The 23300-nt window shown below is 77.7% G+C and carries 24 protein-coding genes; 11 read left to right on the top strand and 13 right to left on the bottom strand.

Translation table 11 applies throughout. The annotated features are described in order from the left end of the window. The first annotated feature begins 12 nt into the window (after nt 1–12). Complete coding sequence (metF, locus tag WA616_RS11140; protein WP_073422387.1) at nt 13–945, top strand: methylenetetrahydrofolate reductase [NAD(P)H]; 933 nt, start codon at nt 13–15, stop codon at nt 943–945. Between the two features lie 19 nt (nt 946–964). Here the strand turns inward: metF and WA616_RS11135 are convergent, their stop codons facing one another. Next, nucleotides 965–1606: a hypothetical protein gene (locus WA616_RS11135; RefSeq protein WP_336029755.1), complete on the bottom strand. Its 642-nt coding sequence runs from the start codon at nt 1604–1606 to the stop codon at nt 965–967. 93 nt (nt 1607–1699) lie between these two features. On the opposite strand from WA616_RS11135, the gene WA616_RS11130 reads away from it, so the two are divergent. The 3 genes from WA616_RS11130 to WA616_RS11120 are packed head-to-tail and all read left to right on the top strand — an operon-like array spanning nt 1700 to nt 4526. Further along, nucleotides 1700–2803 (top strand): transcriptional regulator, encoded by a 1104-nt coding sequence (locus WA616_RS11130; protein ID WP_336029754.1) that lies wholly within the window; start codon nt 1700–1702, stop codon nt 2801–2803. Continuing rightward, nucleotides 2800–3717, top strand: coding sequence for an ABC transporter ATP-binding protein (locus tag WA616_RS11125; RefSeq protein ID WP_336029752.1), 918 nt, complete (start codon nt 2800–2802; stop codon nt 3715–3717). Before WA616_RS11130 ends, WA616_RS11125 begins: the two co-directional genes overlap by 4 nt. Next, nucleotides 3714–4526, top strand: a complete 813-nt coding sequence (locus tag WA616_RS11120; protein ID WP_336029750.1) for an ABC transporter permease — start codon at nt 3714–3716, stop codon at nt 4524–4526. Before WA616_RS11125 ends, WA616_RS11120 begins: the two co-directional genes overlap by 4 nt. Here WA616_RS11120 and WA616_RS11115 read toward each other — a convergent pair. After that, nucleotides 4516–5304 (bottom strand): ArsR/SmtB family transcription factor, encoded by a 789-nt coding sequence (locus WA616_RS11115; RefSeq protein ID WP_336029749.1) that lies wholly within the window; start codon nt 5302–5304, stop codon nt 4516–4518. The genes WA616_RS11120 and WA616_RS11115 overlap by 11 nt on opposite strands. A 135-nt stretch (nt 5305–5439) precedes the next feature. Further along, entirely contained in the window at nt 5440–6249 is an 810-nt protein-coding gene (locus WA616_RS11110; protein ID WP_336029747.1) for a lipase family alpha/beta hydrolase, read from the bottom strand. Nucleotides 6250–6337: 88 nt separating this feature from the next. On the opposite strand from WA616_RS11110, the gene WA616_RS11105 reads away from it, so the two are divergent. Then, nucleotides 6338–7021: a CDP-alcohol phosphatidyltransferase family protein gene (locus tag WA616_RS11105; RefSeq protein ID WP_336029746.1), complete on the top strand. Its 684-nt coding sequence runs from the start codon at nt 6338–6340 to the stop codon at nt 7019–7021. Here the strand turns inward: WA616_RS11105 and WA616_RS11100 are convergent. Next, entirely contained in the window at nt 7018–7185 is a 168-nt protein-coding gene (locus WA616_RS11100; protein ID WP_175562952.1) for a hypothetical protein, read from the bottom strand. The two genes, WA616_RS11105 and WA616_RS11100, sit on opposite strands and share 4 nt — an antisense overlap. Before the next feature lie 104 nt (nt 7186–7289). Here WA616_RS11100 and WA616_RS11095 point away from each other — a divergent pair, with 104 nt between their 5' ends. Next, nucleotides 7290–8264 carry a carbohydrate kinase family protein gene (locus WA616_RS11095; protein ID WP_073422399.1) on the top strand — a complete coding sequence of 325 codons (975 nt, stop codon included), beginning with the start codon at nt 7290–7292 and terminating at the stop codon, nt 8262–8264. Nucleotides 8265–8326: 62 nt separating this feature from the next. Here the strand turns inward: WA616_RS11095 and WA616_RS11090 are convergent, their stop codons facing one another. The 6 genes from WA616_RS11090 to WA616_RS11065 are packed head-to-tail and all read right to left on the bottom strand — an operon-like array spanning nt 8327 to nt 13704. Beyond that, the gene (locus WA616_RS11090; protein ID WP_336029743.1) at nt 8327–8998 is read right to left on the bottom strand and encodes a flavin reductase family protein; all 672 of its coding nucleotides are present in this window, start codon (nt 8996–8998) and stop codon (nt 8327–8329) included. Between the two features lie 19 nt (nt 8999–9017). Further along, nucleotides 9018–10118: a glycosyltransferase gene (locus WA616_RS11085; RefSeq protein ID WP_336029741.1), complete on the bottom strand. Its 1101-nt coding sequence runs from the start codon at nt 10116–10118 to the stop codon at nt 9018–9020. Continuing rightward, complete coding sequence (locus tag WA616_RS11080; RefSeq protein ID WP_336029739.1) at nt 10115–10921, bottom strand: carotenoid biosynthesis protein; 807 nt, start codon at nt 10919–10921, stop codon at nt 10115–10117. The genes WA616_RS11085 and WA616_RS11080 overlap by 4 nt, the downstream gene beginning before the upstream one ends. Beyond that, the gene (locus WA616_RS11075) at nt 10918–12588 is read right to left on the bottom strand and encodes a phytoene desaturase family protein (protein WP_336029738.1); all 1671 of its coding nucleotides are present in this window, start codon (nt 12586–12588) and stop codon (nt 10918–10920) included. The genes WA616_RS11080 and WA616_RS11075 overlap by 4 nt, the downstream gene beginning before the upstream one ends. Nucleotides 12589–12590: 2 nt before the next feature. Continuing rightward, the gene (locus tag WA616_RS11070) at nt 12591–13163 is read right to left on the bottom strand and encodes a GNAT family N-acetyltransferase (RefSeq protein ID WP_336029736.1); all 573 of its coding nucleotides are present in this window, start codon (nt 13161–13163) and stop codon (nt 12591–12593) included. Between the two features lie 13 nt (nt 13164–13176). Continuing rightward, nucleotides 13177–13704 (bottom strand): YbaK/EbsC family protein, encoded by a 528-nt coding sequence (locus tag WA616_RS11065; RefSeq protein WP_073422402.1) that lies wholly within the window; start codon nt 13702–13704, stop codon nt 13177–13179. A 214-nt stretch (nt 13705–13918) separates the two neighbouring features. Between WA616_RS11065 and WA616_RS11060 the strand changes: the two genes are divergently transcribed. The 5 genes from WA616_RS11060 (at nt 13919) to WA616_RS11040 (ending at nt 20610) form a co-directional block, all read left to right on the top strand. Continuing rightward, a complete protein-coding gene (locus WA616_RS11060) occupies nt 13919–14239 on the top strand; it encodes a DUF6504 family protein (protein WP_336029732.1) in 321 nt (106 codons plus the stop codon). Beyond that, nucleotides 14239–14730, top strand: a complete 492-nt coding sequence (locus tag WA616_RS11055; protein WP_336029731.1) for an SAV_6107 family HEPN domain-containing protein — start codon at nt 14239–14241, stop codon at nt 14728–14730. Before WA616_RS11060 ends, WA616_RS11055 begins: the two co-directional genes overlap by 1 nt. Next, a complete protein-coding gene (locus WA616_RS11050; RefSeq protein ID WP_336029730.1) occupies nt 14727–18542 on the top strand; it encodes a DNA polymerase III subunit alpha in 3816 nt (1271 codons plus the stop codon). The genes WA616_RS11055 and WA616_RS11050 overlap by 4 nt, the downstream gene beginning before the upstream one ends. A 146-nt stretch (nt 18543–18688) precedes the next feature. Further along, entirely contained in the window at nt 18689–19444 is a 756-nt protein-coding gene (locus WA616_RS11045; protein ID WP_336029728.1) for a class I SAM-dependent methyltransferase, read from the top strand. Beyond that, on the top strand, nt 19441–20610 hold the full coding sequence (locus WA616_RS11040; RefSeq protein ID WP_336029727.1) for an alkaline phosphatase family protein: 1170 nt from the start codon (nt 19441–19443) through the stop codon (nt 20608–20610). Before WA616_RS11045 ends, WA616_RS11040 begins: the two co-directional genes overlap by 4 nt. Here the strand turns inward: WA616_RS11040 and WA616_RS11035 are convergent. The 3 genes from WA616_RS11035 to WA616_RS11025 form a co-directional block, all read right to left on the bottom strand. Next, nucleotides 20607–21521 carry a sucrase ferredoxin gene (locus WA616_RS11035; RefSeq protein ID WP_336029726.1) on the bottom strand — a complete coding sequence of 305 codons (915 nt, stop codon included), beginning with the start codon at nt 21519–21521 and terminating at the stop codon, nt 20607–20609. The genes WA616_RS11040 and WA616_RS11035 overlap by 4 nt on opposite strands. Before the next feature lie 19 nt (nt 21522–21540). Next, a complete protein-coding gene (locus WA616_RS11030; protein WP_336029724.1) occupies nt 21541–22659 on the bottom strand; it encodes a cupin domain-containing protein in 1119 nt (372 codons plus the stop codon). Between the two features lie 287 nt (nt 22660–22946). Continuing rightward, a complete protein-coding gene (locus WA616_RS11025) occupies nt 22947–23270 on the bottom strand; it encodes a hypothetical protein (RefSeq protein ID WP_336029721.1) in 324 nt (107 codons plus the stop codon). Nucleotides 23271–23300 lie beyond the last annotated feature (30 nt).

Here is a 23300-nt window from a genome sequence, read left to right as displayed (position 1 = left end):
CCCTCGGATCCCGTGAGCGCAAGCGTCCGAGAGCTGCTGGCCTCCTCGCGGCCGACCTGGTCGTTCGAGTTCTTCCCCGCGAAGACGCCCGAGGGCGAGGCCCAGCTGTGGACCGCCCTGCGGCAGCTGGAGCGGCTGCAGCCGTCGTTCGTCTCGGTCACCTACGGCGCGGGTGGCTCCACCCGCGAGGGCACCGTCGCGGTCACCGAGCGGATCGCCGCCGAGACGACGATGACGCCGCTGGCGCACCTGACCGCCGTCGACCACTCCGTCGCCGAGCTCCGGCACGTCGTCAGCCGGCTGGCCGCCGCGGGCGTGCGCAACGTGCTGGCGCTGCGCGGCGACCCGCCGGGCGCCGACCCGCAGGCCCACTGGGTCAAGCACCCCGAGGGCCTCGAGTACGCCGCCGAGCTCGTCGAGCTCATCCGCTCCATGGGCGACTTCTCCGTCGGCGTCGCGGCCTTCCCCGAGCGGCACCCGCGCTCGCCGGACCTGGACACCGACGTCGAGATGTTCGTCCGCAAGTGCCGGGCGGGTGCCGACTTCGCCATCACGCAGATGTTCTTCCGCGTCGAGGACTACCTGCGGCTGCGCGACCGGGTGGCGGCCGAGGGCTGCGACGTCCCGGTGATCGCGGGCGTCATGCCGGTGACCAACGCCCGGCAGATCACCCGGATCGTCCAGCTGTCGGGGCAGGCCTTCCCCGAGGAGCTGGCCGCCCGCTTCGCCGAGCTCGACGGCGACTCGCCGCGGCACAAGGCGGCGGTGCGCGCCTACGGCGTCGAGGTGGCGACGGCGATGTGCCGGCGGCTGCTGGACGAGGGCGTGCCCGGCATCCACTTCATCACCATGAACCGGTCGACGGCGACGCGTGAGGTCTTCCTCAACCTCACCGACCCGGCCACCGGCACCTCGGTGCCCTCGACGCTGGCCGGCGTCTCCTGAGCTGCTGGACCGGCAGCCGCTAGACCGTCACGGGGCGCGCGGGGCCGAGCAGGTCGGCGGTCATCCGCGCCGCCTTGCGCAGGGCCTCGCGTTCCGCGGCGTACCCGCCGAGGACGCCGACGACGGGCAGGTTGGCCAGCGCCCGCGCGCCCAGCCGCCCCTTCGGGCGGGCGTCGAGCGCCTCGTCGATGCGGCCGAGCAGCCGGGCGGCCCGCCAGACGGTGCGCGCCGCCCCGGACAGGCCCACGCGCTCCTCCCGCGCGCCGAACGCGGTCTCGGTGTAGGCGCCGCGCACCCGCTCGAGCAGCGGGCGCACCCGGTCGGCCGACAGGTCGCGCGCGAGCAGCACCCGCGAGAGCAGCGACACCCGCTCGGCCGGGTCGGTGACGCCGTGCTCGCCGGCGACCCCGAGGACCACCAGCGACTGCACGGCGGTGCCCACGGTGTTCTGCAGCGGCAGGACGTCGGCGAGCCGCCCGGCCAACCGCGGCAGGCCGCTCGCGGCGGCGGCCACCCGCGAGGCCCGGTCGGCCCACCAGTCGTCGCGCTCGGCGGCCGGCAGCTGCGGCGGGCGACCCAGCCGGGTGACCAGCGGCGCGGTGAGCCGGTCGAGGCGGCGCAGGACGTCGACGACGACGGCATCGCTGAGGGGAGGGGCCATGACGGGCGCATACCCGCCGGTGCGCCGCGCTCACGTCCGCGCTGCGCGACGGTCCGGGCGGCCGGGTTGCGGGCCGCTCGTAGCGTGGCGCGCATGTCGGGGCACGGCCGGGGCCGCCGGTGGGCGGTGGTCGCCGCGCTCGTCGCCGTCCTGTGCGCGCTGCCGGCGGTCGTGGCGGCGCTGCCGGCCGACGGCGCCGACGTCGCGGCGGCCGACCTCCGCGACGCCGTGCTGGCCAGCGCCGGCGTCGGGTTCTCCGGCTACGCGGTCTCGGCCGGCGGGCTGACCCTGCCGGTGAGCGACCAGCTGCCCGCCGTCGCCGATCTGCTCAGCGACCGCGTGCAGCTGCGTGTCTGGTGGCGCGGCGAGGACGAGCACCGGGTCGACGTCGTGGGCGCGGCGGGGGAGACCGGCGTGCACACCGACCCGGCGGGCACCTGGACCTGGGAGTACGAGTCGGCCACCGCCGAGCGCACCGGCCCCGCGCCGCTCACCCTGCCCGCGCCGCCGGACCTGGTCCCCGCGAGCCTGGGCCGGCGGCTGCTGTCGGAGGCCGGCGACGACGAGCTGGCGCGGATCGGCGCCCGCCGGGTGGCCGGCCGCGACGCCCTCGGCCTGCGCCTGGTCCCGGCCGCGGCGGCGTCGTCGGTGGCCCGGGTGGACGTCTGGGCCGACGCCGCCACCGGGCTCCCGCTGGCCGTGGAGGTCCTCGCCGAGGGCGCGACGACGCCGGCGCTGGACACCCGCTTCCTCGACCTCGACCTCGCGGTGCCCCCGGCCGGCGTCGTCGCCTTCGACCCGCCACCGGGCGCCCGCGTCCGGCAGGGCGCGGACCCCGGCGGGCTGCTCCGGGAGGCCGCCGACCGGGCGCTGTCCCCGGGCCGGCTGCCCGCCGAGCTGGCCGGGCTGCCGCGGCGCACGCTCGAGGGGGCGCCGGAGGCGGTGGGCCTCTACGGCCGGGGCGTCACCCTGCTGGCCGTCGCGCCGGTGCCGGGCCGGCTGGCCGCGGGCGTGCGCTCCGCGCTGGCCGCCGCGCCCGACGCCGTCCGCGACGAGCGCGGCACCCGGATCGCCGCCGGCCCGCTCGGGCTGATGCTCGTCGACGCCCCGGGCGCGGGCACCTTCCTGCTCACCGGCACCGTCGACCTCGACGCCCTCGCCGACGCCGCCGCCGCGCTCACCGGGGCGCCGTCGTGAGCTCGGTCGTCGTCACCCGCGGGCTGGTCAAGCAGTACGGCCGGGTCCGCGCCGTCGACGGGATCGACCTCGACGTGCGCGCCGGCGACGTCTACGGCTTCCTGGGCGCCAACGGCTCGGGCAAGACGACGACGGTGCGCATGCTGCTGGGCCTGGTGCTGCCCACCCGCGGGGAGGTGGACCTGCTCGGCGAGCGGATGCCGCGGGCCGGACGGCGGGTGCTGCCGCGGGTCGGTGCGCTCATCGAGGGCCCGGCGCACCACCGGCACCTGTCCGGCGCGGCCAACCTGGCGCTGCTCGACGCCGCCGGGCCGGGCGGGTCCCGCCGCACGCGGAGGCGGCGGGTCGCCGAGGTGCTCGACCAGGTCGGCCTCGGCGGGGTGGGGCGCCGGAAGGTCGGTGCCTACTCGCTCGGCATGCGCCAGCGGCTCGGCCTCGCCGGCGCGCTGCTGCGCCGTCCCGAGCTGCTGGTCCTCGACGAGCCCACCAACGGCCTGGACCCGCAGGGCATCTCCGAGGTCCGCGAGCTGCTGCTGGACCTGCACCGCGGCGGGACGACGGTGTTCCTGTCCAGCCACCTGCTCGCCGAGGTGGAGCAGCTGTGCAGCCGGGTCGGCGTGCTCGACCGCGGCCGGCTGGTGCTCCAGGACGAGATGGCGCACCTCACCGCGCCGACCGGCGCCACCGTCGTCGACACCCCGGCGCCCGAGCGGGTGCGCGCGGTGCTCGACGGCCGGGTGCTGTCCGCCGACGGCGGGCGGGTGGTCGTGCGCGGCGCCGACCCGGCGGAGGTCAACGCGCTGCTCGTGGGCGCGGGTGTGCCGGTGCGCGGGCTGGCCCTGCAGCGGCCCACGCTCGAGGAGGTGGTGCTCGCCGCCGCGGGCACCAGCGCCGACCGGGTGGAGCGGGCGTGATCGGCGTCGAGCTGCGCAAGACCTTCGGGCGGCCGCGGACGTGGGTGACCATCGCCGTCCTCAACGCCCTGCCGGTGCTCGTCGCGGTGCTGCTGCGGGTCACCGACCTGGCGCCGCGGCCGGGGGAGGGCCCGCCGTTCCTGTCGGCCGTGCTCACCAACGGCCAGCTCTACCCGCTGGCCGCGCTGGCGATCGTGCTGCCGCTGTTCCTGCCGATCGCCGTCGCGGTGGTCAGCGGGGACGCCGTCGCGGGGGAGGCGCAGGCCGGGACGCTGCGCTACCTGCTCGCCCGCCCCGCCGGGCGCACCCGGCTGCTGGTGGCCAAGCTGGTGGCGGTGCTGGCGTTCGTCGTCGTCACGGTCGTGGTGGTCGCCGCCGTCGGCTACCTGGTGGGCACGCTGCTGTTCGACGCGCGGCCGGTCGCCGGCGGCACGTCGGTGTCGGGCACCTCGCTGACGCCGGAGGAGCTGGCGGTGCGGACGCTGATGGCGATCGGCTACGTGGCGGTGTCGATGCTCGGCGTCGCCGCGTTCGGGCTGTTCTTCTCCACGCTCACCGACTCGCCGCTGGCCGCGGCGCTCGGGGCGCTGGCGGTGCTGGTGACCTCGTCGCTGCTGTTCACCCTCGACGCCGCCTCGCCGATCGCGCCGTACCTGCCCACGCGGTACTGGCTGGCGTTCGTCGACCTGTTCCGCGACCCCGTCCTGTGGCGCGACGTGGTGCGCGGGCTCGCGCTGCAGGGCGTCTACGTCGGCGTGCTGCTCGCCGCGGCGTGGGCCAACTTCACGACCAAGGACGTCACCTCGTAGGAGCCGGCATCTCCCACGGCGCCGCGGGCAGCACCTCGCCGGTCTCCAGCAGCGACTTGAGGTTGGCGAGCACCGCGGGCCACCCCTGCGAGACGTCGCGCAGCCCCTGCTCGTCGGGCAGGTCCTCGTGGGTGACGGTGAGCCGGACGATGCCCTCGCCCTGCTCGACGAGGAACGTGACGCGCGAGTCGCTCGGCGCCTCCTCGGGCCCGCCGAAGGTCATCACCAGCCGGTGCGGGGGATCGGTCTCCAGCACGCGGCCGCCGGCGTCGGCGACCCCCGAGCCGTCGGTGCGGCGGTGCTCCCAGCGGCTGCCCGGCTGCCAGTCCGACACGTTGGCGTGCCCCCAGTAGCGGGCGGTGAGGTCGGCGTCGGTGAGCGCCTGCCAGACCTGCTCGGCGGTGGCGCGGACGTAGGTCACGTAGACGTAGGTGGGGACCGCTGCGGACATGGCGAGCTCCTCTGCTCGGGACCGGATGGCGGAGAGGGCCTCGAGGCGAGGCCGGTCGAAGGCGGAGATCCAGCGCTCCGCGATGTCGTACAGGGGCACCGCGTTGAGGAAGTGCAGGCGCTCGCGGCCGCGGCGGACGACGGTGACCAGGCCGGCGCGGACGAGGACGTCGAGGTGCTGGGTGGCCGACTGCCGGGCCATGCCGAGCCGTGCGCACAGCTCGCCGAGGGTCTGCCCGTCCTGCTCGCGCAGCCGGTCGAGGAACGACCGCCGGGTGGGGTCGGCGAGGGCCCGGAAGACCGCGTCGACGTCCCGTCCGTCGTCCACGCCCGAATCATGCAGGTATCTGCCTGCATGAGTCAACGCCGCCTCGTCCTCCCCCAGCGCAGCGCCTCCTCCCTCGCGGTGGGACACGAGGGAGGAGGCGCTCCGATCAGGTCACCTGCTCCCCGCCGCGCCGGCTCAGCCGCCCAGGCGGGCGCAGTCGCCGGGGCCCAGGGGGACCGGGGCGCCGGCCGCGAGCTCGGCCAGCACCATCGCCTGCACGAGCGGGTCGCGGGGGAGCTGCCCGTGGCCCACCTGCGCCTGCGCGCACACCGACTGCACCTCGAGCTCCAGCGCGCCCTCGAGGCGGGCGGACTCCGGCGGCGTCACCGTCTGGTCCTGCGCCGTCCAGATCGACACCCAGGTGGGGCCCGCCGGCGTCTCGTCGTCCTCGTTCAGTCCGGCCAGCAGGTCGCTGCCGGTGGCCAGCTGGCGGCACGCCTCCGGGCACTGCTCCGGCGCGACGGAGAGGGCCAGGTCGGCCAGCCGCGTGCCGTGGTGCGGCGACCCGAGCGTCACGATCCGCCGCGCCCGTTCCGCGCCGCCGTCGGCCGCCCACAGCCGCGCCACCACCCCGCCGGCGGAGTAGCCGACGACGTCGACGCTGCGGGCGCCGGTCCGCGCCAGGGCGTCCTCGACGGCGGCGTCGAGCGCGTCGGCCGCGGCGGCCAGGTCGCCGGTGCCCCCGTCCGGCAGCGCGACGACGGTGGCGTCGCGGCCCTCGGCGGTCAGCCGTCCGGCCAGCGACGCCAGCGAGCCGGTGGACCCGCCGTAGCCGGGGACCAGCAGCACCGGGCCGGGCTCGTCCTGGGACACCGGCTCGGCGGGCGCGGCGTCGTCGTCCCGCCCGGTCAGCAGCACCGCGGCGACGGCGACCACCGCCACGACGACGAGCGCGAGCAGGGCCAGCAGCAGGCGGCGGCGGGCGGGGGCGAGGCCGGCGAGCACCGCTCCACTGTCCCCGGTCCCGGCCGGACGGTGGCCGGGCCGGGGCGGGCCGCGGTCCCTCCCCGCGCCGCTGCGGGAGACTGCGCCCGTGCTGAGCCGCGACGAGTACCTCGCCGAGTGGTCGCGGTGGCACGGCGGCACCGACCCGGCCGCCAGCCGCCTGGTGCACGGCTGGCTGTCGCTGGCCTACGCGCTGGCCCGGGCCCTGTCCTGGCTGCCGCCGCTCGCCGCGACGGCGCTCGGCCTGCTCGTCGCGCTGGCCGCGGTCGGGCCGGCGGTGGCCGGCGGCGCGTGGCTGATCGCCGGCGGGCTGCTGGTCGGGCTGTCGGGCCTGCTCGACTCCCTCGACGGGGCGCTGGCGCTCGCGGGCGGGCGGGCCTCGCGCCGCGGCTACGTCCTGGACTCCGCCGTCGACCGGCTCACCGAGGCCGCCTACGCGCTGGCGCTGTGGGCCGCGGGGGCGCCGGGCTGGCTGGCCGCCGTCTTCGGGGCGCTGTGCTGGCTGCCGGACTACCTGCGCGCCCGCGCCGGGCAGGCCGGGGTGGCCGAGACCGGGTCGATCTCGGTCTGGGAGCGGCCCACCCGGGTGGCGATGACCGGCTTCACCGTGGGCGGGGCGGGCATCGTGGCCGCGACCGGGCTGGACGCGGCGGCCGGGGTCGAGGGCGGCCCGGCGCTCGTGGTCACCGCCGGGGCCGCCGTCGGCGCCCTGCTCGGCCTGGTCGGCACCGCGCAGCTCGGCGTCTCGCTGCGCCGGGCGCTGGGCGACTAGTCGTTCTCCTCCGCGTGCTCGGTCAGCCGCTCCAGGGCCGAGTCGCGGTCGGGCTCGGCGTCGCTGCGCCAGCCGCAGGCGCAGACCGCGACGTGGTCGCCGGGGCCGCCCCCGCCGCGCGCGGGGTCCAGCTCCTCCATCGTGGCGAGCGTGTGGTCGGTCATGGCACGGGCCTACCCGTCCCGCCCGCACCCCACGCCGCGCGGCGGTCCCCCGGGAGCGCCTCTTAGGGTGGGCGGGTTCCGCCGTCCCGTCCCGAGGAGCCCCCGTGCCCGTCGTCGTCACCGGCTCCATCGCCACCGACCACCTGATGACCTTCCCCGGCCGCTTCACCGAGCAGTTCGTGGAGGGGCAGATGGAGAACGTCTCCCTGTCGTTCCTGGTCGACGACCTCATCCAGCACCGCGGCGGCGCCGGTGCCAACATGGCCTACGGCATGGCCCTGCTCGGCCTCGCGCCCGTGCTGGTCGGCTCGGTGGGCAACGACTTCGCCGACTACGACGCCTGGCTGACCCGCCACGGCGTGGACACCCGCGACGTCCGCTGGTCCGAGCTCAAGCACACGGCGCGCTTCGTGTGCACCACCGACGCGGTGAACAACCAGATCGCCTCCTTCTACTCGGGCGCGATGAGCGAGGCCGGGCAGATCGAGCTGGCCCCGGTGTGCGACCGCGTCGGCGCGCCCGACCTCGTCGTCATCGGCCCCAACGACCCGACGGCCATGGCCCGGCACACCCAGGAGTGCCGCGACCGCGGCTACCCCTTCGCCGCCGACCCCAGCCAGCAGCTGGCCTGGGCCGACGGCGACCTGATCCGTGACCTCGTCGACGGCGCCGACCTGCTGTTCACCAACGAGTACGAGTCGGCGCTGCTCATGCAGAAGACCGGCTGGGACGCCGCCGAGATCCTCGGCCGCGTGAGCACCTGGGTGACCACCCGCGCCGCCCAGGGCGTGCTCGTCCGGCAGCGCGACGCCGACCCGATCGAGGTCATCGCCGTCCCGGAGACCAAGCCGGTCGAGCCCACCGGCGGCGGCGACGCCCTGCGCGCCGGCTTCATCGCCGGCCGCACCTGGGGACTGTCGCTGGAGCGGGCCACCCAGCTCGGCTCCGCCGTGGCCACCGAGGCCGTCGAGGTGGTCGGCACCCAGGAGTACGAGCTGCGCCGGGAGCCGTTCCTCGAGCGGTTCGCCGACGCGTTCGGCGCCGACGCCGCCGCCGAGGTGGCCGCGCACCTGCCGTGACACGGCATTGGAGGCTTTTCCCACGTCCTGCGGCGCAGAACGTGGGAAAAGCCTCCAATGCCTCAGCCGCCGCGGACCTGCTCGCCGATCGAGGGGTCCTCGGCCCACGTCGCGTAGGGGATCCGCGGGATCGTGCGGATGTCGCCGACGGTGCACCACTCGTTGCCGCCCAGGCGCGCCAGGGGCCGCAGCTCCTCGATGCGGGGCCGGCCGTCGCGGACGGCGTCGCTCACCACGGTCACCCACTCCACGCGGCCGAAGACGACGGTGCTGTCGCCCAGCCGCAGCGTGGAGTGCAGCGTGCACTCGATGCTCACCGGCGACTGCGCCACCCGCAGCGCGCCCACCTTCTCGCTCGGCTCGAGCCGGATGCCGGCGGCCTCGGCCTCGCTCTGGTCGGGCGGGAAGTCGGTGCCGGTGGCGTTGGCCTGCTCGAACAGCTCCTCGGGCACCAGGTTCACGGTGAACTCGCCGGTGGCCTCGATGTTGGTCAGCGAGTCCTTGCGGCCCACCGAGGTGAACTGCACGACCGGCGGCTGCACGCACGCCACCGTGTAGAAGGAGTGCGGCGCCAGGTTGTGCACGCCGTCGGCCGAACGGGACAGCACCCACGCGATCGGCCGCGGCACGACGATGGAGTTCATCACCCGGTAGAAGTCCGACGGGCGCATCTGCCCCGGGTCGAAGGGCGTGCGGGGGCGGCTGGTCGCGGGTGGGTCCACGGGCGAGGTCACGCCCCATCCTCACCCCGGGTCAGCGCAGCGCGCGCCCGCGCCAGGTGAGCGTGCCCCGGCGCCGCCCCGCCAGCGACCCCGCCAGCAGCACGTCGAGCGCCAGCAGCGAGACCGGGTGCGCCAGCGCGTCGGGCCACACCCGCCCGCCGGTGACCGCCGCGGCCACCGCCCGTCCGGCCACCCCGGCCGCCCAGCCGAGCAGCCCGGCCCGTGAGCCGCGCAGCGCCGCCAGCGGGGGGACGAGGCCGACGGCGGTGAGCACCGCGGCCGCCGCCACCGACGCCGCCGGCGAGCCGCCGACCGACGCCCACAGCGACTTGCCGTAGCCCTCGCGCATCGCCGCCCAGCCGTCGTACATCCGGCACTCGGCCAGTGCCGCGCCGCTCGCCGGGACCGCGCGTCCGCCCGAGCGCTTGACCGCCCGGGCCAGCGCGACGTCCTCCACCACCTCGTCGCGCACCGCCGCGTGCCCGCGGGCGCGCAGGTACCCGCGCCGGGTGAGCGCGAGGAACTGGCCGTTGGCGGCGGTCAGCGACGGCCGCGGCGAGCGCTCGGCGGCCCGCAGCGGCAGCGTCGTCATCCACAGCCACGGCGACAGCGGCTGCACCAGGCGCTCGGCGAGCGTGCCGGCCACCGGCCGCGGCCACGGCGAGACCAGGTCGAGGTCGTGCGCGTCGAGCAGCGCCACGGCGGCGGCGACGGCGTCGGGGGCGAGTCGCACGTCGGCGTCGACGAAGACGAGGTAGCCGTCCTCGCGCATCGTCTGCGCGCCCACCCAGCAGGCGTGCGGCTTGCCCAGCCACCCGGCGGGGAGGTCGCCCGCCGGCACGAGCTCGACCCGGGGGTCGCCGACCTCGCGCACCCGGGCGGCCGTGCCGTCGGTGGAGCCGTCGTCGACCACCACCACCCGCAGGCCGGGCACCCCGCGCGAGGCCAGCACCGCGGCCAGGCAGGCGCCGACCTGCGCCTCCTCGTCGCGCACCGGCACGACGACGGTGACCGGCCGGGTCACCTCCGGCGGGCGGGCCGGCGCGCGCCGCAGCAGGACGGCGTTCACGGCCGCGTGCGCGGCGCCGGCGACGGCCAGGCCGGACAGCGCCCGGACGGCCGCGCCGCTCACCGCCGGCGGGCCTGCACGGCGAGGACGGCGGCGACGACCGCCGTCAGCCCCGCGCCCCAGGCCGCCGACCCGGGCAGGTCCAGCCACAGCGCGTGGGCGAGCGCCCCGCCGGCGACCATCCAGCCGATCACCAGCAGCGGGGCGGCGTCCGCGCGCGCCCCGCCGGGGGCCGCGGTGCGCGCGACCACCAGCTCCAGCACGGCCATGAGCACCAGCCCTGCGAGCAGCCAGCCGCCGAGGTTGGTCAGCGGCACCGTGTCGATGCCGGGCAGCCCGGGGGTGGGCTCCGCCCAGGTCCAGTAGCCGGCCTGCACCAGCTGCGGGTCGAGCACCACGTCCCACCCGGCGAACACCGCCGCTGCGACGGCGACCCGCGCGGCCCGCCGCCGGCCCGGGCGCACCCGGCGGGTGAGCAGCTCGGCGAGCACCCGGCTCGGCCAGGCCATCATCAGCCAGGCCAGCGGCACGAGGAACGGGACGCCGAGCAGCGTCGGGCCCAGGACGTCGCTGTAGGTGTAGGGCCCGTAGGGGTACCCGGTTGCCAGCCCGACGGCCTCGAAGGCGACCGAGGTGAGCGCGACCAGGACGAGGACCGCGGCCCCGGTGCGGGCGCCGTGCGCGACGGCGGCTGCGGTGACCGAGACGCCCGAGCCGAGCAGCACGATCGTCCAGGACACCGCGTCGCGGGCGGTGCCGTCGGTGAGCGGGTAGGCGATCGCGGCCAGCACCAGCAGGACGGCGAGGACCAGCGGCACCCGCGCCGGGGCGCCGGCCCGCCGCACGGCCGCCGTCGCGGCGCTCACCGCACCGCCCGCAGCAGCCGGCCGGCCGCTCCCTGCACGCGGGCGCGGGTGCGGGTGAGGAGGCCGCGGTCGGCGAGCACCGCGCGCGCCGCCGTCCGGCCGGAGTTGCCCGACACCCCGCCGCCGGGGTGCGTGGAGGCGCCGGCCAGGTAGAGGCCGGCCAGGCCGGGGACGCGGTAGCCCGACAGCGCCGGCGTCGGCCGGAAGGCGAACATGCTGGCCAGGCCCATCTCCACGTGCATGACGTTGCCCCGCAGCAGGGACAGCTCGCGCTCCAGCAACAGCGGCGTCTGCACGTACACGTCCTGCACGGAGGCGGCGAAGCCGGGCGCGAACCGGTCGACGGCGTCGACCAGCCGCTGTGCCTCTCCCGCGGCGAGGGCGTCCCAGTCGCCGCCGTCGGCGAGGTCGTAGGGGTACCACTGCCCCCAGATCGTGACGACGTGCCGCCCGGGCGGGGCGAGGGTCCCGTCGCTCGCGGAGAACGACATCGCCAGCGGCACCGGCTCGCGCGGCAGCCGGCCGGCCAGCCAGTCGCCGTGCGCGGCGGCGAGCTGCGCGCGGTCGGTGCACAGCAGCTGCAGGCCCTGCGCGGACACCGCCGGGTCGACGCCGGGGTAGTGCGGGACCGCGTCGGTGAGACAGCGCAGCACCAGACCGAAGCCGTTGCCCACCGGCGGGGCGGCGTCGGCCAGCGCCGGAGGTGCGGAGTCCCCGGCGAGGTCGCGGGTGGCCAGCACGTGGCAGGCGGCGACGACGACCGGCGCCTCGATCCGCCGCCCGGACACCGTCTCGACGCCGGTCACCCGGTCGCCGTCGACCAGCAGCCGCGCGGCGCCGTCGCCGAGGGTGACCCGCCCGCCGTCGGACTCCAGCCGGGCGCGCAGCGCCGCCGTCAGCCCGCCCGAGCCGCCCACCGGGTGGCCCGGCGGGGTGTCGTGCAGCAGCGCCACCCAGGCGACCATCGCCGCGGTGCCGGGCTCGCTCATCGGCGGGCCGGACTGCGCGCCGAACCAGGCCAGCGCCGCCTTGAGCCGTTCGCTGCCGAACCAGCGGTCGAGCAGGGCGTCGCCGGAGCCGAGGAAGTCGACGGCGAGGTCGCCGCCGGGGGTGCGCGGGTTGCCGCCGGTGGGCGCCCCGAGCGGCCAGAACGCGCGGGCCAGGCCCAGCGGGGTGGGACGGCGGCCGAAGGAGTCGACGACGGCGCGGCTGCGCGGCCCCCACACCCCGACGAAGCGGCGGTAGGCGTCGGCGTCGGCCTGCCCGCAGGCGGCGGCGATCGAGGCGCAGGTGGCGTCGAGGTCGACGGAGAACACGAGCGGCCGGCCGTCGGGGCCCGGGTCGCCGGGGGAGGGCGCGGGCGCGAAGCCCCACGGGTCGCAGTCGACGTAGGTCAGCCCGTGGGCGGCGAGGTCGAGCTCCTCGACGACCCCGCTGTGCCGGACGATCACGTGCGCGCTGGAGCCGCGGTCGACCCGCACCCCCGGCCAGCGCTCGACGGTGGACACCGCGCCGCCGAGGACGTCGTCGCGCTCGACGACCTCGACGGTCAGCCCCTCGCGGGCCAGGTAGCAGGCGGCGACGAGCCCGTTGTGGCCCGCGCCGACGACGACGGCGTCGACCCCGCGGCCGGCGGCCCGGCCGGCGGCCCGGTCGGGTCCCGGCACGCTCAGCGGCGCGCCGGCTGCAGCGGCAGCCGGGCGCCGAGGATGGCGAAGGGCCGCGCGTCGCCGGGGAAGTGGTGGCCGCGGGCGAGGTCGACGAAGCCGTCGGCGTGGTACAGCCGGAAGGCCTTGGTGTCGGCGTCGGGCGTGGACAGCAGCGCGGCCGGCGCGTCGACGCCCTCGACCAGCGCGTGCAGCAGCCGCCGGCCCAGGCCCCGGCTCTGCGTCTCGGGGTGCACGTGCAGCTCGCAGACCTCGAAGGCGCCCGGCAGCCAGCGCTTGGCGGTGCGCCGGTCGAGCGCCGCGCGCACCTGGTCGTGCCACCACTGGCCCGGGGCGACGAGGTAGCCGTAGCCGAAGCCGACGAGCTGCTCGCCGTCGGGCGTGGGCGCGAACCCGCCGACGGCGCGGAAGCCCGGGCGCTCGGTGTGCTGGACGGCGTACCCGTAGCGGCCGGCCACCACCGAGGCGTCGTAGCCCATGGCCGCGCCGTAGATGGCCAGCGCCTCGTGCATGTGGTCGCGCAGCCAGCCGGCGGGCAGCTCGGTCACCCGGGCGGCGGGCGTCGTGCCGGTCACGGTCTCTCCTCGCTCACTGACCCACCGCGCCCGCGGGGGTCTGCAGGGTCTCCTGCGGGCCGTCGCCGACCTCGGCGGCGGTGCCGCCCGTCAGGCGCAGCAGCTCGTCGTAGGTGGTGGGGAAGACCGCCGACGGGTGTCCCGCGGCGGCCCAGACGCGCTCGTGCCGGGCCAGCTCGACGTCGACGAGCGTGCCGATCGGCTCGGGGTGGCCGATCGGGGCGACCCCGCCGATGGGCTGGCCGGTGTGCGCGCGGACGAAGTCGGCCGACGCGCGCTCGACGCGGGGCACGCCGAGCAGGGTGGCCACCTTCGCCGTGTCGACCCGGTGGGCGCCGCTGGTGAGCACGAGCAGCGGCAGGCCGCCGACGTCGAACACGAGGCTGCTGGCGATCGCCCCGACCGGCACGCCCAGCCCGGCGGCGGCGTCGGCCGCGGTGCGCGCCCCGGCGGGGACCTCGCGCACCTCCCCGGCGGCGCCGGCCGCGGCGAGCAGCCCGGCGATCGCTGCCACCCGGGGGTGGGCGGCGGGTCGGGTCATGGCGGCGATCCTGCCACCGCTGTCACACCCCCGCCGTACCGTCCGGCGCGCGGACGGGGAGTCCCCCGGCCGGGCGCGTCCGGCTTGACGCGACCGGCGGGGTCGGGTCTACTCGAACTGTTCGAACAGACGTTCGAACGGGTCGAGCACCGCCCCGGGACTTCCCCGCCCGGGCGGGAGGCAGGCCGTCAGCGGCGCGGGGTGGGGAGTCGTCATGAGCCGGGTGCTGGGTGACGTCGGCGAGCAGGTCGGCGAGGAGGTGCGGGTCGAGCGCGGGCCGCTCGGGCCGGCGCAGTTCTGGCGCGGGCAGGGCCGCTACGTCGTCGGCGAGCTGCTCGACTCGTGGGTGGAGACCGCGCCCTGGTGGCAGCGGACCGCCGCCGGCGGCGCCTCGGCCGACCTCGTCGCCCCGCGCGAGGTGTACCGGGTCGAGGCGGTGCGGGCCGGGCGCTCGCGGATGAGCTTCGCCGGCGTCTACGACCTGTGCTGGGACGCGGCGGACAACCGCTGGTCGCTCGTGCGGGTGCACGACTGATGGGCGCCGCGCACGCCATGACCTACGACGGGACCGGCCAGCTGCCCCTCCCGCCGCCGCTGCCCGCGGCGACGGCGCAGCTGCTCGACCAGGCCACCCGGGCCCTGGCGGAGGCCTCCCGCGCCGCCGACGCGCGGGACCGCTACGCCACCGCCCACCTCGCCGCGCTGCGCGCCGCCGCCGCGGTGCTCTCGGCCCGCACCCGGCCCGAGAGCGGCCGCCGCCGGCCGCGCAGCGCCTGGGTGCTGCTCGAGCAGGTCGCCCCCGAGCTGGGGGAGTGGGCCACCTTCTTCGCCGCCGGCGCGGCCAAGCGGGCCGCGGCCGAGGCCGGGCTGTCCCGCGCGGTCACCGAGCGCGAGGCCGACGACCTGGTCCGCGACTCCGGCGCCTTCCTCGCCGTGGTCGAGGAGGTGCTGGCCCGCACGCCGGAGCCGGCGCCCCGGCCCCGGCTGGTCGGCGGCACCGCCCACCGTCCCGCGCGCGGGCGGTGAGCGGCGACCCCTTCGTCCACCTGCACGTCGCCTCCGGGTACTCCCTGCGCCACGGGGCCAACCACCCCGCCGACCTCGTGGCCCGCGCCGCCGAGCACGGCATGGGTGCGCTGGCCCTGACCGACCGCGACGGCCTCTACGGGGCGGTCAAGTTCGCGCAGGCCTGCCGGTCGGCGGGGGTGCGCCCGCTGTTCGGGGTCGACCTCGCGGTCGCCCCGGCGGTGGACACCACGGTGCCGCCGGCGCTGGCGCGCGTGCTGGGTGAGGACGACGAGCTGGCGGCCCGGCGCGCGGGTGGACGTGGTGCGGGCGCGGGTGGGCGCGGTACGGGTGGGGTGGCGCCGGTGCGGCGCAGCCCGGTGCGCGGCGGGGCGAGCGTCGACCCGCGGCTGCCGCGGGTCACCTTCCTCGCCCGCGACGGCGCGGGCTGGCGGTCGCTGTGCCGGCTGACCAGCGCCACGCACCTGCGCGGCACCCGCGGCGAGCCGGTCGCCTCGCTGGCGCTGGCCGCCGAGCACGCGCCCGGCCTGGTCGCGGTGCTCGGTCCCGACTCGCCGGTGGGCCGCGCGCTGGCGGCCGGGCGGGCCGACGTCGCCTCCGCGCGGCTGGACGCCTGGCGGTCGGTGTTCGGCCCCGGGTCGCTGGTGGTCGAGCTGGTGCACCACCGCGGCCGCGGCGACCGGCTGCGCGCCCAGCGGCTGATGCGCTTCGCCGCCGAGGAGGGCGTGCCGGTGGTGCTGAGCAACGCCGTCCGCTACGTCGACGCCATCGACGCGCCCACCGCCGACGTCCTCGACGCCTCCCGGCGGCTGGTCGCGCTCGACGCCCGGCACGTCGACCGGCGCACCGCCGAGGGCTACCTCAAGTCGGGCAAGGAGATGGCCGAGGTCGCCGAGGAGATCGCCGGACCCGACCGCGACGCGGCGCTGCGGCTGCTCGAGCGCACCGCCCGGCTGGCCGAGCAGTGCGCCGTCGACGTCCGCGAGGACCTCGGCATCGGCACCGTGCGCTACCCCGAGCTCGACGTCGTCACGTCCCCCGCGGAGCGGGGGATGGGCCCCTCGCAGGTGCTGCGGGCCCGCTGCGAGGCGGGGCTGGGCCGGCGCGGGATGGCGCGCAGCGAGAAGGTGCTGGTGCGGCTGGAGGAGGAGCTCGCCGTCATCGACGCCCTGGGCTACCCCTCCTACTTCCTCACCGTCGCCGACGTGGTCGACCTCATCAAGGGCCTGCGGGTCCGGGCGGCGGCGCGGGGGTCGGGCGCGGGCAGCCTGGTCACCTACCTGCTCGGCATCTCCGACGTCGACCCGATCCGCTACGGCCTGCTCATGGAGCGGTTCCTCTCCCCGCTGCGCCACCAGCTGCCCGACATCGACATCGACGTGGAGTCCGCCCGGCGGATGGAGGTCTACGACGCGGTCCTCGCCCGCTTCGGCGCCCACCGGGTCAGCTGCATCTCGATGATGGACACCTACCGGGTGCGGCACGCCATCCGCGACGTGGGCGCCGCGCTCGGCCTGCCGCCGGGCGAGGTCGACGCCGTCGCCAAGGCCTTCCCGCACATCCGGGCCAACCAGGTGCACGCGGCGCTGCGCGACCTGCCCGAGCTGCGGGCCAGCCGGCTGGGCTCCCAGCGCGGCGGCGGCACCGGCGACCTCGACCTGCTGTTCGACCTCGTCGCCCGGCTCGACGGCCTGCCCCGGCACATCGCGCTGCACCCGTGCGGGGTGCTGCTGTCCGACGCCACGCTGCTCGACCGCACGCCGGTGGAGAGCAGCTACCTCGGCTACCCGATGAGCCAGTTCGACAAGGACGACGTCGAGGAGCTCGGGCTGCTCAAGCTCGACCTGCTCGGCATCCGGATGCAGTCGGCGATCGCGCACGCCATCGACGAGGTGGCCCGGGTCGACGGGGAGACCGTCGACATCGACGCCGTCCCGCGCGACGACCCGACCACCTTCGAGCTGATCCGCTCGACCCGGACCCTCGGCATGTTCCAGATCGAGTCGCCGGGGCAGCGCGAGCTGGTCGGCAAGTTCGGGCCGGAGACGTTCGAGGACATCGTCATCGACATCTCGCTGTTCCGGCCCGGGCCGGTGAAGAGCGACATGGTGACGCCGTTCCTGCTGGCCCGGAACGGCTGGCGCGACCCGGTCTACCCGCACCCCGACCTCGCGCCGTACCTGCGGGAGACCGCCGGCGTCGTCGTCTTCCACGAGCAGGTGCTGCAGATCGTGGCGCAGATGACCGGCTGCGACCTCGCCCAGGCCGACGAGGCCCGCCGCGCGCTCGGCGACAAGGAGCTGCACCCGGAGGTGCGGGCCTGGTTCATGCCGGAGGCGCTGCAGCGCTACCCGGTCGAGGTCGTGGAGAAGGTGTGGGAGGTGCTGGTCGCCTTCGGCTCCTTCGGGTTCTGCAAGGCCCACGCGGCGGCGTTCGCGCTGCCCACCTACCAGTCGGCGTGGCTCAAGACCCACCACCCGGCGGCCTTCCTCGCCGGGGTGCTCACCCACGACCCGGGCATGTACCCGAAGCGGCTGATCCTCGACGACGCCCGCAACTTCGGCATCCGGGTGCTCGGCCTCGACGTCAACGCCTCGGACGCCGCGTACCGGGTGGAGCGGACGGCCGTCCCCGAGGACGGGGAGGACCGCCCGGAGGAGCCGCCGCGCCGGCCGGAGTGGATGCCCGCGGCGATGGCCGACCCGTCGACCCACGGCATCCGGCTGTCCCTCGCCGACGTCAAGGGCATCTCCGACGACGAGGTGGCCCGGATCGTCGCCGGGCAGCCCTACCGCTCGCTGCCCGACTTCTGGAACCGGGCGTCGGTGTCGCGGCCGGTGGTGGAGCGGCTGGTGCTCGCCGGCGGGTTCGACTCGCTCTACGGGTTCGGCGTGCGCGACCGCGAGGCCGGCCGGCCCACCCGCTCCCGGCAGTCGGTGACCCGCCGCGACCTGCTGCTGCAGATCAGCGAGCTCGACCGGTGGAGCCGCAGCGGGAAGCGGGCCGGCTCGGTGGGGCAGCTCAGCCTCGACCTGCTCGGGCTCGACACCGGGGACGACGCCGGGGAGGGGATGCAGGAGTCGGGCGGCGCCGGGTGGGCCGGGTCGGAGGCGGCGGGCTCCGGACTGCCGGAGTTCACCGACGCCGAGCTGGTGCGCGCCGAGCTCGAGGTGCTGGGCCTGGACGCCAGCCGGCACGTCGTCGACTTCTACCGGCCGTTCCTGTCCGCGGTCGGCGCGGTGCCGGCCGGCGAGCTGCTCGGCTGCCGCAGCGGCGCGGAGGTGCTGGTGGCCGGGGTCAAGGTGGCCACCCAGACGCCGCCGATCCGGTCGGGCCGGCGGGTGGTGTTCGTGACCCTCGACGACGGCACCGGCTGCACCGACTCCACCTTCTTCGAGGACGTGCAGGGCCCCTACGCGGCCACGGTGTTCCACTCCTGGCTGCTGGTCATCCGCGGGGTGCTGCGCCGCACCGGCCCGCGCGGGGTGTCGATCCGGGCCACCGGGGCCTGGGAGCTGCCGGCGCTGTACGAGGCGTGGGAAACCGGCGGCCTGGCCGGGGTGTCGGAGCTGATGGCCGCGCCGGGGGAGTACACCGAGCAGGCCATCGCCGGGGCGGCGGCCTCGCACGGGTCGCGGCCGGTGGTGGTCAAGCCGGTGCTGGTGCACCCGACCGGCTTCCGGATGTCGCCCTACGCCGACATCAAGCCCGCCGGCGACGACGCCGGGACCGCGGTGCGCAAGGCCGCGGCGCAGCGGAGCGCGGCCCCGCGCAAGCTCTGGCACTCCAGCCCCGGCAGCTCCGGTCACTGAGCCGTCCCGCCACGGTGGTGCGCACCCGGGCGCGCGTCCCGGGCCGGGACCGCGCCCCGGGTGCGCGTCGCCTCCGCGCGGCCGCCGACGGCGTCCCCGTCCGGACCGCCCGGTGGCGGGGCAGCGGCGGCACTAGGGTCGGTCGGGTGCCGCCGACTGCCCCCGACCCGTCCTCCGGCGAGCAGCTGCCCGTCCGGACCGCCGCGGTGTGGGCCGCGCTCGACCCCCTGGTCGGCGCCGGCGGCGCGCTGCGGGTGCTCGACGTCGGCGGCGGCAGCGGCGGCTTCGCCGTCCCCCTGGCCCGCCTCGGCCACGAGGTCACCGTCGTCGACCCCAGCGCCGACGCGCTCGCCACCCTCGAGCGCCGCGCCCAGAACGCCGGCGTCGGGGCGCGCGTCCGCGGGCTGCAGGGCGACGGCGACCAGCTGCACGAGCTGCCCCTGGGCGGCACCGGCGACGGCGGCGGCTACGACCTGGCGCTGTGCCACGCCGTCCTCGAGGTGGTCGACGACCCGGCCACCACGCTGCGCGAGATCACCCGCGCGCTGCGGCCGGGCGGGCAGGTCAGCGTGGCGACGGCGAACCGCGCCGGCGCCGTCCTCGCCCGCGCGCTGTCCGGGCACCCCAAGGAGGCGCTCGCGCTCCTGGAGGACCGCGACCCCGCGCCCGGCCGCACCCGCCCCGCCCGCCGCCGGTTCGGCCCCGCCGACCTGCTCGCGCTGGTCGAGGGCGCCGGGCTGACGCCGGGGGAGTGGCGCGGCGTCGCCGTCGTCGCCGACCTGCTCGACGCGAGCTCCGGCGCCGACCCGGCCGCCGTCCGCCGGCTCGAGCTGGCCCTGGCCGCCGCCTCGCCCTACCGCGACGTCGCCACCGGCCTGCACGTGCTGGCCACCCGCCCGTGACCGTGCTCCCCGACGGGTTGGTCCGCCCCGCCTACGGCGACCGCACCCTCGCCGACGTGCTGCCCGGCGTCGCCACCGCCCTCGGGGTCGCCGTCGACCGCGCCGGCCTGCCGCCGGACCCGCTCGGCCTCACCACCGCGCTCGGCGGGGCCCGCCGCGTCGCCGTCCTGCTCGTCGACGGCCTCGGCGCGCAGCTGCTGCGCGACCACGCGCACCTCGCGCCCACCCTCGCCGCGCTCACCGGCCCGGCCGGCGACCTCGACGCGCCCTGCCCCAGCACCACCCCGGTCAGCCTCACCACCCTCGGCACCGGCGTCCCCCCGGGCGGGCACGGCGTCCTCGGCTTCGTCACCGCCGTCCCCGGCGAGGACCGGCTGCTCAACCACGTCGCCTGGACCGACGACCCCGACCCGCGCGACTGGCAGCCCCGCCCCACCGTCTTCGAGCAGGCCGCCGCGGCCGGGCTGCCGGTCACCGCGGTCGCGCCGTACGCCTACAACGGCTCGGGGCTGTCCACCGCCGCCTACCGCGGGGCCACCTACTCGGGCACCGTCAGCGCCGGCGACCTCTCCGCCGTGCTGCTGCAGTCCCTCGCGCTCGCGCCCGCCGGTCTCGTCTACGGCTACACGCCGGAGCTCGACCTCACCGGCCACGTCCGCGGGGTCGACTCCGACAGCTGGCGCATGCAGCTCGCCCTCGTCGACCGGGTGGTCGAGCAGGTCGTCGACGGCCTCCCCGACGACGCCGCGCTGCTGGTCACCGCCGACCACGGCATGCTCGACGTCCCGGTGCACACCCGCGTCGACGTCGACGACGAGCCGGCCCTGCTCGACGGCGTCGCCCTGCTGGCCGGCGAGCCGCGGGCCCGATACGTGCACGCGGTACCCGGCGCGGCGGCCGACGTCCTCGACGCCTGGCGCGGGGTCCTCGGCGACCGGGCCTGGGTGGCCGGCCGCGGCGAGGCGGTGGCCAGCGGGGTCTTCGGCGACGTCGACGCCGCCCTCGCCGGCCGGATCGGCGACGTCGTCGCGCTGGCCCGCGGGCCCTGGGCGATCACCGCGTCGGGCGCCGAGCCCGGCCCCAGCCGGCTGGCGGCCTACCACGGGTCGCTCACCCCGGCCGAGGTGGCGATCCCGCTGCTGCTGGCCCGGGGGCGCGCGCTCTAGGAGAACGCCAGCGCCGTCCACTCCCGCGGGTGGGCGGCGTGCAGCGCCTTGCAGGTCAGCGGGGCGGCCTCCGCGGCCGGCCGGCTCTCCACCCGCACGGCGACCTCGCCGTCGGGGCCGCCGAGGACGACGTCGAACAGCTCCACCCCGTCGCCGTCCGGGTCGGGCAGCCGGCGGGTGCGCAGCGGCGGCAGGTCGTCGACGCCGAGCAGGCCCAGCCGCTCGCGGGCGAAGTGCTGCGCGGCCTGCACCGGCAGCGGCATGCCCGCCCGCCCGCGCAGGAACGGCAGCGCCACCTCGCCGCGGGCGTGCGCACCCACGACGTCCGCGCCGTCGCCGGGCACCTGGGCGTAGGCGAACCCGTGCGGCAGCACGAGCACGTTGGTGGCAAACCGGCAGCCGCCGAGGTGGCTGCACTCCCAGACGTCGAGGGCGTCGGGCACCGGCATCGACCGGGCCAGCGGCCGGCCGCGCAGCGCGCAGCAGGCGTCGTGCTGGCCGTGCGTGCACACCAGGTACAGCGGCCGGTCGGCGCGCTCGCCGGCCGAGCCGTCCCACGGCGCCTCGAGCAGGTCGGCGTCGGCCTCCCGCTCGGACCACCACAACCCCTCGTGCCCGGGGCGGCCGTCGGCGTAGGCCCACCGGCGCCCAGGTCCGGCCGCGCGCTCGCCCGGCCGGCGCACCAGCAGCACCCGCACGCCCTCGGCGCGGGCGCGGCGGGCCAGCAGCGGGGCGACGGCGGCGTCGAACCGGGACGCGGTGAGCGCGTCGCGGCCCCACGGGCCCGGCTGCTCGACCAGCAGCCAGCGCTGCGCCGGCCCGGCCGTGGCGACGGGGGAGTCGCCGCGGGCCAGGGCGGTCACCGAGCAGCGGGTCGGGTCCAGCCGTCCGGTCCGGACCGCGGCGCTCACCCGGGGGAGCGCCGCGGGCTCACGACCCGGTCCCGAGGGCGTCGGCACGCTCCCCATCGTCCCCGCCGGCGTCGGGCGCGGGCGCACCCGGCCCGGTCGGCCCCGGCTCGGGGGCGGTGGCGGGCACGCCGTCGGCGGGACCGAGGTGCGCGTCGGCGACCACCGCGACCGACTCGGTCACCAGCCGGCGGGCCAGCGTGAGCTGGTCGGCGGGCTCCAGGCCGGCCAGGTCGGCGACCTTGAGCTCGCCGCTGGCCAGCAGCGCCTCCAGCGCCGGGCGGGTGGCGGCGGGGAACTCGTGCGACCGGCGGCCGCCGAGCAGGGTGACCCGGTCGCCGCCGGCCGCGTCGGCGGGAGCGGTGCGCAGGGCGGTGCGCAGCCGGGGTCGCAGCCGCAGCACGCTGTCGGGCGACAGCGCGGCGGCGGCGGTGGCCTGCGCCAGCGGGGCGACGGGCTCGGGCCGGACCTGCGCCCAGGCGCGGCCGCGCACCCGGTCGGCGACCTGGCCGGCGTCGACCCGGCCCAGCCACTGCTGCAGCGCGCCGACCACGGTGGCGACGTCGTCGCGCAGCGCGCCGGGCTCGGCGAGGTCGACGCCCAGCGGCAGCGCGCGGCGCAGCTCGCGGTCGTCGGCGGCCAGCGTGCGCACCAGGTCGAGCACCGACTCCACCGCCGACCAGCGGGTGACCGAGTGCACGCCGATGGTCAGGTGGGCGCTGGTCTGCCCGAGCGCGACGGCCGAGTGCAGGTAGCCGCGGGGCAGGTAGAGCGCGTCGCCGGGGCGCAGGACGGCGTCGATCACCGGCTCGCGCCGCGCGGCGGCGGCCACCTCGGCGGCCCGGTCGTTCCACGGCTGGGAGCGCAGCGGCTCCTCGAGCACGGGCTCGTGGATCGTCCAGTGCTTCTCGCCGGCGACCTGTAGCACGAAGACGTCGTGCACGTCGTAGTGCGGGCTGAACCCGCGCGAGGACGGCGGGGTCACGTAGGCGTTGACCTGCGTGGGGTGTCCCAGGTCGGCGGCCAGCTGGTCGGCGAACTCGATCAGCGGCGGCCAGAGCCGGTGCAGGCCCTGCAGGACCACGGTGCTGCCGTCGGCGAACAGGCGCAGCACGGCGTCGGAGGAGACCTGGTCGGTCACCTCGGCGCCGGCGCCGCCGGAGGTGGTGAACCGCTTCGCGTCGACGACGGCGCCGTCCTTGGCGATGCGGATGAAAGGCGTGCGCAGCCCGCGGCGGGAGAGCAGCTCGTCGACGTCGGCCAGCGTGAGCAGGTCGGCGAAGGACTCCCCGGTGTCCTCGGCGCGGGTCAGCAGGGGGCGGCGGGACCAGTGCTGCTCGGCGAAGACGGCGGGGTCGAGGTGGGTGCACCGGCGCAGGGCCGGGCGGAGGTCAGCTCCGCCCGGCCCCGCGACGGCCGGGTCCTGGTTCAGGCCGAACCGTCCGCGCCGCCGTCGGCACCACCGTCGGCACCGCCGTCCGAGCCGCCACCGACCGCGCCGCCGTCGGCCGGGCCGTGGCCGGCACCGCCGTCGGCGCCACCGTCCGCGCCGCCGTCCGCGCCACCGTCGGCACCGCCGTCCGCGCCGCCGTCGGAGCCGCCGCCCGCCGCGCCACCGTCGGCCGGGCCGTGGCCCGCGCCACCGTCGGCACCGCCGTCGGCACCGCCGTCCTGGTGGCCGGGCGTGCCCTCGCCGGCGCCGCTGTCGGCCGGACCCTCCACGCTGGTCATGTCGTCGTCGTCGAGCGCCATCGAGTTCCTCCGGTCACTGTCGCAGCCGTC

Origin of the sequence: Geodermatophilus sp. FMUSA9-8 (assembly GCF_037034165.1) — a bacterium.
GTDB classification, from domain to species: domain Bacteria; phylum Actinomycetota; class Actinomycetes; order Mycobacteriales; family Geodermatophilaceae; genus Geodermatophilus; species Geodermatophilus nigrescens.
This window is presented reverse-complemented; position numbering and strand designations above follow the sequence as displayed.